The organism is Gordonia sesuvii, from assembly GCF_036350415.1.
Classification (GTDB): domain Bacteria; phylum Actinomycetota; class Actinomycetes; order Mycobacteriales; family Mycobacteriaceae; genus Gordonia; species Gordonia sesuvii.
In genome coordinates, this window is the sequence record NZ_JAZDUF010000001.1 from 1,334,069 (window position 1) to 1,346,605 (window position 12,537).

Sequence of the window (12,537 nt, forward strand, 5' to 3'; positions counted from 1 at the left end):
CGAGATGATGACGAAGAAACCGCACCGGATAAGCACGCACAGGAGCGAATGCGCTGCTCGGGCGCGGTAGGAAACCCAGAACGGCCGCCTGCATCACCGGTTACACCGGTGCCGTTGTCGTATCTGCTGGGGAGTCGTCATGTCTGTTGCTGCTGAACTGTCTGTCACTGCTGAACTGTCCGCATCTGCGGATCTGTCTCCATCTGCTGAGTTGTCCGCGGTGGGATCGATACTGCGCGAGCTACAGTGCGATGATCTGTCCGGCCGCGCCACCTTCGACGCCATGGGTCAGCTGCTGACGCTACGCAACCTCGTCGATCACCAGGCCGCCCGTCTGGCCGCGCAACTCGACCGACTCGGCGTGGCCCGCGACCACGGCCGCAGCACCCGCGAATTGCTGATCGTGATGGGCTTCGCACCATCGGTCGCCCAACGGCTCCTGCGGGTCGCCGGATCGCTGGAGGCGTTGCCGACCCTGGATGCCCACGCCGCCGACGGCGCGATCCCCGCCGAACACGTCGACGCCATCGCCCGCGGAGTCAGCCACATCGCCGGCAGAACAACGGAACCGATCGACGACGCGCTGCGTCTAAACCACGTGACCGACCTTCTCGGACAATACTTCTCCGGCGCCACCCCCGCCGACATCGACAAACGTGCCCGCACCCTGGGCAACCAACTCGCCGACGACACCGACGGACTGCCCGCCGCCGAAGACCGCCAACTCAACGAACTCGCCACCCACACCGACGACGACGGCCGCCTCCACCTCGAAGCCAGCCTCGACATCGAAGTCGGCGAAAAACTCTGCGCCGCACTCAACGCCCTCGGCGCACCCCGCCCCCAACCCGACGGCTCCCGCGACCCCCGCACCATCGCCCGCCGCCACGCCGACGCCCTCGACACCATCCTCGACATCGCCGCCCGCATGCCCAGCGACATCGCCAGCGCCGCACCCAAAACCCAACTGCTGCTCACCATCCCCGCCGACACCCCGACACTGGCCGAACTCGACCTCATGGGCTCGGTCACCCAAGCGACCCTGCGCCGACTGTCCTGCGATGCCGCCACCACCACCCTGCTCATCGACGACGAACGCGTCCCCCTCGACATCAGCCGCGAGAAACGACTGGTACCGCCACACATCCGAAAAGCGTTGCACGTCAGAGACGAATGCTGCGTCAAATGCGGCGCACCCGCCAACCGCACCCAAGCCCATCACCTCACCCACTGGATCGACGGTGGCGACACCAGCCTCGACAACAGCTGCCTACTCTGCAGTGCCTGCCACACCGACATCCACCACAACGGCTGGGAAGTGTTCCTCGGCAACGACCGACACCCCTGGCTCATCCCACCCGCCGCCGTCGACCCGCAACGGCGACCGTTGCCCGCCCACAACCGGCGGACCCTGAATCTCGACAACCTGACCGCCGCCGCCTGACGCGCTCGCCCTGAACAGCCCGACCTCGCACCCGACCTCGTCGGGACCGCATCTGTACCTTGACAACTCCACAGTGTGAATGAGTCTGCTGATCGACTGACGCGAACGTCAGCGACGGGCGCGACGCCGTCGCGGCCAGTCGATCAGCAGGCTCGGTCTGCAACCACCGACGCCAACACGGTCACCGACAGCTGCCACAGCTCGGTGAGTCGCTCGGCCTCAGCTGCGGTCAGCAGGTTCTCGCCGTAACGCCAGTTGGCGACAATTTGTGGACCGTCGTCAGTGGCGCGCACCACGGCCACCACGTCGAGTGTGTAGCGCAGCGGCAGTTCGGGTTCCGGATCGGTGGGGAGTCGATCGTTGAGCTCGAGGTCGGTGATCGGACTCCAGGGCTGCCACGGAACGTCACCACTGCTCGAATCCCCACCAGTGCGCGGATCAGCACCGTGCAGATCGAAGCGGCCGAGATAGTTGAACTCGATCTGTGGTTCGCGCGCATCGACCAGTTCGTCGACGCCGCGGACATACTTGAGGATGCCGAAATCGATTCCGCTGCCGGGGATCGTGGACAACTCTGTGGCGACAGCGTCGAGCAGACGGCGGCCAGCGGCGCGATCGACGGACGCCTCCGCAGGATCGAGATCGTGTCCGGCGCCGAGCCGAACCGGATAGACGGTGGTGAACCATCCGAGGGTTCGGGTCGTGTCCACCGATGGGCCGGCGAGTTCGTCCTCGCGTCCGTGTCCTTCGAGTGCCACGTAGGCGCCCTGGGTCGGGTCGTCGCCGCGTTCCCGCCGCCATCCGGCGATCGTCAGGGTCAGTGCGGCCAGTAGGAATTCGCGCAGGCCGGTGCGCTTGTCCAGCGCGCCGAGGATGGTCCCGGTGATGTCGACGGGCGTCAGGGTGACCGCGGACCGCAACGACGACCAGGTGTCGACGGACGGGTCCGGCATTCGGGCACCGATCGGGCCGTCGGGTGCGGACACCTGCGAGATCCAGTGGTCGAGTTGCGCCGACAACTCCGGACGTTCGGCGCGGGCACGGATCTCGGTACACCAATACCGATAGTCGGTGCGTTCGGCGTCGATCGTCGGGGTTGTACCGGCGGCCAGAGCTGCCCCGGCGCCGGCGAGGGCGCCGAAGATGATCTGCCAACTGACCGCGTCGACGGCCAGGTGATGAATCGCGAGCAGCAGGATGTCCTGGGCGCCCAGTCGGTTCAGTCGAACCGCGGCCAGCATTCGCCCCTGATCGGGGTCGACGGCGTCATTCGCGCGTCGGGCGGCGGTGGTGATGGTCGTGGACAGATCGGCGCTCGGCATCGAGTGGAGAACCGTTGCGGCGTCAACGGTTCCCTCGTCACGGGTGACGACCCCCGCTGGGGTACGCGTGGCCCGCAGCATATCGTGACCGTCGATGAGGGTCTGCAGGACCGAACGCAGGTCGTCGTCGGCGAGGCCATCCGGCAACGCGAACAGCACGGTCTGGGTGAATCGCCGATCGTTGCCGTACTCGTAGAGCCATTCCACGATGGGCAGGGCGGGCACGATGCCGGGACCTGCGCGCGTGGCGTCGGGTTCGTCGACGTAGCGGTCGATGGCATCCGCGAGGTCGGCGACCGTGGGATGCGCCAACACCATCCGCGGTGTCACGGTCAGGTCGTGCTCGCGCAGTGCGTGCACCGCCGCCATCGCGACGATGCTGTCGAGGCCGAGGTCGAAGAAGTCTTCGTCGGCCGCCGGGGTACTCCCCAAGACCGCAGCGATCACCGACGACACCACGCGGCCGGTGGGGGTCAGGTCGGCGGTGTCCGCGGCGGAGCGCGCTTGCAGCGCCTGCGCCGCAGACTGGGCCAGGGCACGGCTGTCCACCTTGCCGTTGCTGTTCATCGGCAACACCGGCAGCGTGACGATCCGGGTGGGCACCATGTGCGCGGGCAGCAGTTCGCCCAACTCCGAGCGCACCCGGCGCGCGTCGAGTTCGGTACCGGCTGCGAAGCCGACGAGCGCCGGACCGGCCGTACGGTCGACCACCACCACAGCGGCCGCCCGAACCCCGGGCAGCCGCCGCAGCGCCGCCTCGATCTCGCCCGTCTCGATACGGTAGCCGCGGATCTTCACCTGATCGTCGCGGCGACCGACGAAGATGATGTCGCCACGTTCGTTGCGCCGCACCAGATCTCCGGTGCGATACATCCGTTCGCCGACGACAAACGGGTCCGCCACGAAGCGGCCGGCGGTCATCGCCGCCTTGCCCGCGTAGCCGCGGGTGACCTGCGCACCAGAGAGATACAACTCCCCGGCGATCCCGGTGGGCACCTGACGCAGACGGGAGTCGAGGATGTAGGCGGCCATCCGGTCGGTGGGTGAACCGATCGTCGGTACGGGCGAGTCCGGAATCCGCGCCACCACGGCCTCCACCGTGGTCTCGGTGGGGCCGTAACAGTTGTGTGCGGTGGTGCCGGGAAGCGCACTCAACTGACGCCAGAGTGCGGGTCCGATCGCCTCACCACCGAGCGCCAGCACGGACAGATGGGCATGGCCGACGCCCTCGTCGCCGACCAGCCCGGCCGCGGCGAGCTGACCGAACATCGACGGTGTCGTGTCGATCATGTCGATGGCGCGGTCGGCGAGTCCGGCGACAAGGCGGCCGGCGTCGCGCATCTCGTCCTCCCCGAACAGGTGGACGGCGTGGCCATCGAGGAGCGCCGCCAGTGGCTGCCACGATGCATCGAAGCTGAATGTCCAGGCGTGCGCCACCCGCAGCGGCCGGCCGAGCCGCTGGCGCGCCGGGGTGAGCATGTGGTCGCGGTGGTCGCGGCAGTAGCTCACCAATGCCCCTTGGGTTCCGATGACACCCTTGGGTTCTCCCGTCGACCCCGACGTGAAGATCACATATGCGGCGCTGTCGGGACATAGTGCGGGAGGTGCGATCTCAGCAGGGCGGGCGGCAATCCGGTCGGCTGTCACCGCGTCGTCGAGGGCCACCGCGGTGACCCTGCCGGAGGTCTGGAACCGCGCCAGATCGGCCAGATCGGTCACGACAACCCGCGCACCGGATTGCTCGAGCATGTTGGCCACACGCTGATCGGGTAACGCGAGATCGACCGGGACGTATGCGCCGCCGGCAAGCATGATGGCCAGGATGGTGATGACCGAATCCGCTGATCGCGGCAGCGCGATCGCGACCACCGACTCGGGTCCGACGCCGAGGTCGCGGAGTTCGCCCGCGAGCCGCGCGGCACGTGCGCCGAGTTCGGCGTAGCCGAAGGTCTGTGTGGCATCGACGAGCGCCGGCGCCTCGGGTGTCCGGCGGGCCTGATCGAGGAACGCCGCGATCACCGACGGTGCGAGGTCTGCGGCTGCGGCCCGCCGCACGGAGGTCCGCTCGATCAGTGCGCGCTCGGCCGGTAGCAGCACGTCGAGAGCGTCTGCGGGACCGTCACCCGCCGCGGGCAGCTGTTCGAGCACCCGCAGCAGTCGTGCCGCGATCTCCGCCGGCCGGAGATCGCCGAGCGCACCGTCGACCGCCTCGGTGGTGATGACGAGTTCACCGTCGAGCACGTAGGCCACGACGGTGAGGGGGTAGTGCGCCAGGCTCTCCATGGCGAGCGGCAGAAAACGGGTGCCGTCGGGCGCGGAGACGGGCTCGGTGGCCGACCCGATCGGGGCGTTCTCGAACACGAAGAGGGTGTCGAACAATGCGGAATGCCCGGAGGCCCGTTGGATGTCCGACAGACCCAGGTACCCGTGGTCGCGCATCTCGCTGGACGTGCGTTGCAGGACAGCACAGTTCGCGGCCACCGTGTCGGGTGCACCGGGGACCGCGGTGAGTCGGACGCGCGCCGGGACGGTGTTGATGAACAGGCCGATCATCTCGTCGGCGCCGGCCAAGTCCTGTGGACGCCCGGAGATGGTGGTGCCGAACACCACGTCGTCTCGATCGGTGAGTCTGCCGAGCACGGTGGCCCACGCGTATTGGACGGCCGTGTTGACGGTCAGGCCCGCCGATCTGGCCCATGTGATCAGACGTTCGGTGTCGGCGACCGGCAGGCGATGACGTGTGCGCACGGGTTCGGTGATCGTCGTCCCCGCTTCACCGAGCATCAACGGCTCGATCCCCGCGAGGTGGTCCACCCAGCGTGCGCGGGCGGCGGCGACGTCCTGCGCGGCCAACCATGCGATGTAGTTGCGGTACGGCCGAACCGGCGGCAACGTCGCGCTGGAGGCGCCCGCGGTGTAGATCGTGAGAAGTTCAGAGAAGAACAGCGCGATCGACCATCCGTCCATCAGGATGTGATGTGCGGTGACCAGCAGTCGCCATCGGCCGTCGAGCTCGACGAGCTTCACCCGGATCGACGGCCCGCGACGCAGATCGAACCGGCGGGCGCGTTCGGCGGTGGCCAACTCATCGAACTCTGCCGCGGTGGCGCGGAGCTCCTCCCAAGGCACCTCGACGCGACTGGGCACGATCTGCACCGGCTTCGGAAGGTCCTTGTCCCACAGGGACACCCGGAGATTGGGGTGTCGGTCGATGATCGCGTCGACGCTCCGATGCAGCCGGTCGACGTCGAGCGGGCCGGTGATCTCCACGACGAACTGCATCGAGTAGACGTCGAAGCCGTCGTCGGACATCTCCGAGAGGGTGAACAGCCCGTGCTGCAGCGGACTGAGGGCGAGAACATCCTCGATCTCGGGCGCGGCGCTCACTGCTGTGATTTCCAGGCCGCCCCGAGAGATTGGAGCATGTCATCGCTGAGCCCGGAAGCACTCATCGGCGCGGCGTCGGTCGGCTCGGCGCTCGATCCTGAACCGTTCGGCCCCGAATCGTTCGTCCCTGAACCGTTCGAATCATCCACCGCAGCAGCGAGTTCGGCGATGGTGTAGTAGTCGAAGATCTGCGCGGGTGCCAGCGGCAAACCCTCTGCGGCGGCTCGGGCCGCCCACTGGATCGAGATGACACTGTCCCCGCCTACGGCGAAGAAGTTGTCGTCGCGGCCGAGGCCGTCGATGCCGAGCAGGTCGGACAGGATCGCGATGAGCCGCTCCTCGGTGGGGGTCTGCGCGCCACCTCCCGCGGTTGCCATCGCCATGACGGTCGGCGCCGGCGCCGCGTCGGCAAACGGGTCGGTGAGTCGCGATCCGGGTGCGAGAGCCGCCAGGGTTTCCGCAAGGTTCGGAGCGGCACCCGGTTCGGTGGCCACCCACTCGCGGACCGCGTCAAGGTCGGTGATGCCGGTGTGTGGGAGCGCTGCCAGGGTTCTGGGGGACGCATGAACGCGGTGCGGACGTTCGCGGGTGATGATCGCGGCCAGTCCGGCTGGGTCGTCGAGGTGCTGGTCGACGGTGACGACGCCGGGCAGCGGCGGGAGTGCGATCGCTCCCACGTGAGTGTCGGCGCCGGTGGCCATGGCGTCGATCATCGCGGTCAACGTCGCGGCGATTCCGTCGATCGTGTTCTGCTCGTACAGATCTGCGCTGCCGACCACGCGCCCGTCGTAGCCGCCGTCCGCGGTGACGGTGAGGATGACGTTCAGGTCGAGGAACGACGTGTCCTGTTCCACGGGCAGCAGCGAGATGGACGTGTCCGTGCGCTGGAGGGTCGGGTCCCCGAGGGGGCGGCCGTCAACGTTGCGGTCGCGATCCCGGAAGTGGATCATGCTCTGGAACAACGGGTTACGCGAGCGGGTTCGGCGGGGATTGAGCGCTTCGACCAGGCGCTCGATCGGCACGTCCTGATGGGCGAAGGCGTCGAGGACGGTGTCGCGACACCGGCGGACGAGGTCGCGCACGGTGGGGTCGCCGTCGGTTCGGGTCCGCAACGCAACCATGTTCGCGAGGAGACCGACGAGGTTCTCGGTTCCGGGGTCGAGACGACCCGCGACGGGTGTGCCGATGGCGATGTCGTCGCCGCCACCGAGGCGCGACAACACCGCCGTGAGCGCCGCGGTCACCATCATGAACTCGGTGGCGCCGCACTCGTCGGCGACGGCACGCAGGCGTCGGCGCGGATCGGGGGGCAGCGTGAGGTCGGCCAGCACTCCGCGCTTGCTCAGCGCCTGCGGCCGCGGACGGTCGGTGGCCACGGTGATCTCGTCTGGTTGACCGTCGAGCACGGAACGCCAATGGTCGATCTGCCGTCGGCCGAACTCCGCGAATCCGTCGGCGGCGGTATCGCCACTGTCGACGGTCACCGGGAAGACGCGGTGCTGCCACAGGGAGTAGTCGGTGTAGGTGAGTGCAGGGGCGGGAAGATCCGGCGTCGCCCCCGCGGTGCGTGATCGGTAGGCGGTGACCAGGTCGTCGAGCACGACGTCGGTCGACCAGTGATCGATCACCATGTGATGGACCACGAGTGACAGCACGTGCCGGGTGTCGTTCTCCCGCAACAAGGTCGGATGCAGGAGCGGCCCGGCGGCGAGGTTGAACACGTGACCGCGCGCGGAGGCGAGCGCGGATGCCAGAGCATCGGCGCCGTCGACGTCGACTGTCGGTAGGTCGATGTCGGCGGCCGGGGCGATTCGCGCGGTCGGGAGGCCCTCCTGCTCGACGAAGGTGGTGCGCAGAGACTCGTGCCGCGCGACGACGTCGGTGAGCGCCGACCGCAGCGCGGTGGCGTCGAGGGGGCCGTCGATGCGCAACGTGAGCGGGATGTTTCCGGCGGCACCGGGACCTTCGAACCGATGTTGGAACCACATCGCCAGCTGCGAGAACGACAACGGAATCGGATCGGGCGGCTCCGCATGGCGCAGCGGCGGTCGGGCGGAGCCATCAGTTGCCGGGCGGGGCGAGACGCCGGTGATGCCCGACACCGCGGAGGTTCCCGGTTCGTCGGCGTTCCCCAGATCGCCGGCGTTCCCCAGATCATCGAGGTCCCCCAGGTCGTCGAGATCCCCCAGATCGTCCAGATCAAGGCCGAACTCGTCGAAGACGGCGGCGTTCACCGCGGAAGCGAGATCGGCGACGCTCGGATTGTCCAGCGCCAGCCGGACATCCACGTCGATGCCGAACTCGGTGGTCAGCGTGGTGACGAGTCGTGCGGCCAACAGTGAATGGCCGCCGAGGTCGAAGAACGACGATCCGGCAGTGATGTCGTCGCGACCGAACAGTTCCGCGTAGACCGCGGCGATCCGCTTCTCGGTCGGTGTCCGCGGGGCGCGGGCCGACTCCGGACTCGTGCCGGCGGCAACGGTGGTGACGATGGGCAAGGCGTCACGATCGAGTTTGCCGTGTGTGGTCAACGGGACCTCGTCGATCACCGCCAGTCCGGACGGCACCATGTACTCCGGCAGACGGGTACGGGCGTGGCGGATGACGGCGGCCACATCGATCGTCGACCTGGCGTGCGATTCGGGGATGACGTAGCCGAGCAGTCGGGCGCCGCTGTCGTCGGCTTCCACGATCACCACCGCGTGTGCGACGTCGGGGTGGTCGGTCAGGCCGGCTTCCACTTCGCCGAGTTCGATGCGGTACCCGCGGACCTTGACCTGTTCGTCGGCGCGGCCCACGAACTGCAGGTTGCCGTCGGCGTCGCGGAGGGCCAGGTCTCCGGTGCGGTACAGCTGGCCGCCGGGGGTGAAGGGGTCGGCGATGAAGCGGGTGGCGGTGAGGATCGGACGCCCGAGGTATCCGCGTGCGAGTTGTGTTCCGCCGAGATAGATCTCGCCCACGATGCCGTCCGGAACCAAGTGGAGGCCCGGGTCGAGAATGTAGGCGGTGACGTTGGTGTTCGGGGTGCCGATCGGCACCACCGTGTTGCCTTGCGGCGTGGTGATCGGGAAGTGGGTGGCGGCTACGACCGCCTCGGTGGGCCCGTAGTTGTTGGACAGCGCCGCATCGAAAGTAGTGGTGAACGCGTCGGCGACCTCGCCCGAGAAGGCTTCACCGCCGACCGGGACGGTGCGGAGCATGGTCCACTGCTTGACCTCGGGCACCATCAGCAGGCTCGACAGCAGTGTCGGAACCATGTGCATGACGGTGACCCGTTGCCGCACCAGCAGATCGGCCATGTATGGGATGTCGTGTACCGCGCGGGGTTTCGGTATGACGAGGGTGGCGCCGACCGAGAGGGTGGCGAAGATCTCGAACATGGAGGCGTCGAAGCTCACCGACGATGTCTGCACGAGTCGGTCGTCGCGCCCGAGGATCTCGCCGGCCCCGAAGCCGAACAGGTGGTCGGCGATGGCGTCGTGCGCGACCGCGACACCCTTAGGGGTGCCGGTCGACCCGGATGTGTAGATGACGTACGCGAGGTTCGTGGGCCGCAGCGGGGCACGACGATCCGCGTCGGTGGGTGTCGCGGCGGACAGCATTGCCGCCGCGACCTCGGCGGCTCGGAGGTCGGTGGCGTCGAGCACCAGCCGGGGCCGGGCGTCGGCGATGAGGAACTCGGTGCGATCCGCCGGATAGTCGGGGTCGATGGGCAGGTAGGCGGCGCCCGCCTTGAGGACTGCGAGAGCTGCGACCACGAAGCCGACGGTGGCGCCGACGCGAAGCCCCACCACGTCGTCGGGCCCGGCGCCTTCACGGATCAGCCAGTGCGCCAGACGGTTCGACCGTTCATCGAGTTGACCGTAGGTGAGCGTGAGATCGTCGGCGGCGATGGCCTCATGATCCGGCCGCTGTGCGACGGCGGTCGCGAACAGGTCGACGACCGTGGTCGGTGGGACCGGTGCCGAATGGCCGGCCGAGGTCGCCACCACTGCGATGCGTCGGTCTGCGGTGAGCAGTTCGTGATCGCGCACCGGCCGTCGGGGTTCGGCGAGCATCCGTCCGAGGAGGTGCACGTATCCGTCGGCGATGTCTGCGGCGAGGTCGGGACCGAACTGTGCGGTGTCGTACTCGATCTCGAGTTGCGCGGGATCGTCGGCGACGATGCTGAACTCGAGTGGCAGCTGCCCGTTCGGGGTGCCGAGTTCCGCGAGGTGCGTGGTGGTGAGATCGGGCAGCACGAACTCGCCGACACTGCTGCGTGCGCTGAGGCTGACTTCCACGAGGCGGCCGATCGCGTCGTCACCGGCGCTTCGCGGCGGGTTGAGCGCTCCGACAACGGTGTCGATCGGTGCCGTCTGGTGTGTAAGCCCGGCAGTCAGCCGTCGACCGGCAGCGGCGACGAGGTCGTCGAAGGTGTCAGTGGTGGCCACGCGGGTGCGGGGCAGGATGGTGTTGCCGAAGTAGCCGATCAGGTCGACGGCGCCGGCCGGGCGGTGGGCGACGGGCACGGCGACGGTGAAATCGGTTGCGCCGGTGAGCCGGTGGATTAACGCGTCTAGACCGGCGGCATACACCGTGAAGGGGCTCACCGCAGCCGCGCGTGCGACGCGGTCGACGTGTGCGGTCAGCTCGCCGGGCAGTGCGCGGGTGAGCCGCTCGCTGGTGCGGCGCCCGCTCCCGGTTGCCGCGGGTAGGCCGAGCGGTTCGGGCAGCGGGGACAGTTCGGCACGCCAGTACTCGAGGTCGGTGTCCACGTCGGCGGCTGCCACGTCGGGCAGGTCGACGTAGTGCCGGGTGAGAACCGGCAGCGGGGTCGCGTCGCCACGGTAGGAATGGCCGATCTCGCGGAACAGTATCGGCCACGACTCGTCGTCCCAGGCGATGTGGTGGACGGTGAGCATCAGTACGTGCTCTGCCTCGGCGGTGCGGACCACCAGCACCCGGATCGGCGGCTGCGTGGAGAGGTCGAACGGTGTGCCGAACTCGCGTCGGGCCAGCACCTTGAGTCGTCGGTCCAGGCGGCTGCCGGTGAGGTCGGAGACGTCATCGGTGTGCCACGGGAAATCGGTGGTGCCGTGGTGGCGTACGCGGGGCACGCCGTCGGGACCCATCTCGTAGGTGGCGCGCAGGATCTCGTGACGACCGACGACGGCGGTGAACGCGTCGTGGAGCCGTTCGAGGTCGAGGGGTCCGGCGAGACGGTAGGCGACGCCGACGTTCAGGGTGGTGTCGGCGGCGTCGCGGTGCGACACGAACCAGAGACGACGTTGGGCTGCCGACAGTGAGCTGGTGGCACCATCGGGCCGTTGTGCCGCGGGTTGCTCGGGGTGGGCGCCGGTCAGTCCGTCGGCCTCGAGTCGGCGGCGGAGCAGCTCTTTACGTCGGGTGAGGTCGTCGGTCATGCCGTCAGAGGCTGCACGGGATCTGCGCGTACGACCCGATGTCGCAGATCGACCGGTTGGACAGCTTCCATCGCCCGTCCTGCCAGACCCAGTACACCGGCATCCGGGCCGGCTGATAGCCGGGCGAGCGCAGCTCCATGGTGGCCTTCGCGGTGTTGCCGTTCACCGTGACCGGTCCGGCGACCGTGAACTCGAAGCCGAGCGGCTTGAACCGCTGCAGCAGCATGATCACCGGCTGTGCCTGGTTGACCGCACGCTGCCCGCCCTCCAGGCGCTGCGCCTTCTGTCCGTTGGGTGCACCGCCGACCAGATAGTCGAGGTCGTTCTGCAGCTGTCCCACGGTGGGGGCCGAACGCGATCCGCTTTGGGTCTGTGACTGGGGCGCCTGCTGTTGTGGCGCCTGCTGTTGAGCGGGGGGTGCGGCTTCCGGGACTGCGCCGGGCGCGAGGCCGCCGCCGGATGCACCGCCACCGGCCGGGAGGTCGGCGCTGCTTCCTTCGCCGGGCGGACCGAGAGGCTCGCCGAGGGCGCCGCCCCCACCCTTCGGGCCGGGGGGCATCGCCGGATCGGCGGCGCCGGCGGCCGGCGGGACACCCGCCGACGGCACGGCGGAACCGGGCGCTTGCGGAACCTGTCCCTGCGCCGAGCCGAGATTCACCACGGTCGGCTGCGCCGACGACGCGCTCGACTCCTGGCCGATGTCGGACAACAGCAGGCCCACCACACCGATGGTGACCACGAGCGCGGAGATGATCGCGGCGACACCGCCGGAGACCAGCACCGTCGGCCAGTTGACTCCGCCACCGCCCTGGTCGCCACCGTCGGGTTCGGTGGGCGGGGTCGACGACGCGGAGTCGTCGCCTGCCGATGGCGCGGCCGACTGATCGGGTGCGGCCGAGTAGGCCTGGGCACCGATCGGCCCGGTGTCGGTGTCGTCGAACTCAGACGACATGGTGCGCTCCCCTCGCTGCGTCGCGGT

General features: G+C 68.7%; 4 protein-coding genes. 1 reads left to right on the forward strand and 3 read right to left on the reverse strand.

The genetic code is table 11. The annotated features are described in order from the left end of the window. Window positions 1–139: 139 nt before the first annotated feature. Complete coding sequence (locus VZC37_RS06180) at window positions 140–1,444, forward strand: HNH endonuclease (RefSeq protein WP_330431519.1); 1,305 nt, start codon at window positions 140–142, stop codon at window positions 1,442–1,444. A 143-nt stretch (window positions 1,445–1,587) separates the two neighbouring features. On the opposite strand, the gene VZC37_RS06185 is transcribed toward VZC37_RS06180, so the two are convergent. From VZC37_RS06185 to VZC37_RS06195, 3 genes are read right to left on the reverse strand one after another with little or no spacing between them, the layout of a single operon-like run. Next, window positions 1,588–6,153, reverse strand: coding sequence for an amino acid adenylation domain-containing protein (locus VZC37_RS06185; protein ID WP_330431520.1), 4,566 nt, complete (start codon window positions 6,151–6,153; stop codon window positions 1,588–1,590). Next, window positions 6,150–11,558 carry an amino acid adenylation domain-containing protein gene (locus VZC37_RS06190; protein WP_330431521.1) on the reverse strand — a complete coding sequence of 1,803 codons (5,409 nt, stop codon included), beginning with the start codon at window positions 11,556–11,558 and terminating at the stop codon, window positions 6,150–6,152. Before VZC37_RS06190 ends, VZC37_RS06185 begins: the two co-directional genes overlap by 4 nt. 4 nt (window positions 11,559–11,562) lie before the next feature. Further along, entirely contained in the window at window positions 11,563–12,510 is a 948-nt protein-coding gene (locus VZC37_RS06195) for an MTB12 C-terminal domain-containing protein (RefSeq protein ID WP_330431522.1), read from the reverse strand. Between the last annotated feature and the right edge of the window lie 27 nt (window positions 12,511–12,537).

Coding starts and splice junctions, on each gene's coding strand:
- VZC37_RS06180 (WP_330431519.1), top strand. CDS start 140: ATGTCTGTTGCTGCTGAACTGTCTGTCACTGCTGAACTGTCCGCATCT.
- VZC37_RS06190 (WP_330431521.1), bottom strand. CDS start 11,558: ATGACCGACGACCTCACCCGACGTAAAGAGCTGCTCCGCCGCCGACTC.
- VZC37_RS06195 (WP_330431522.1), bottom strand. CDS start 12,510: ATGTCGTCTGAGTTCGACGACACCGACACCGGGCCGATCGGTGCCCAG.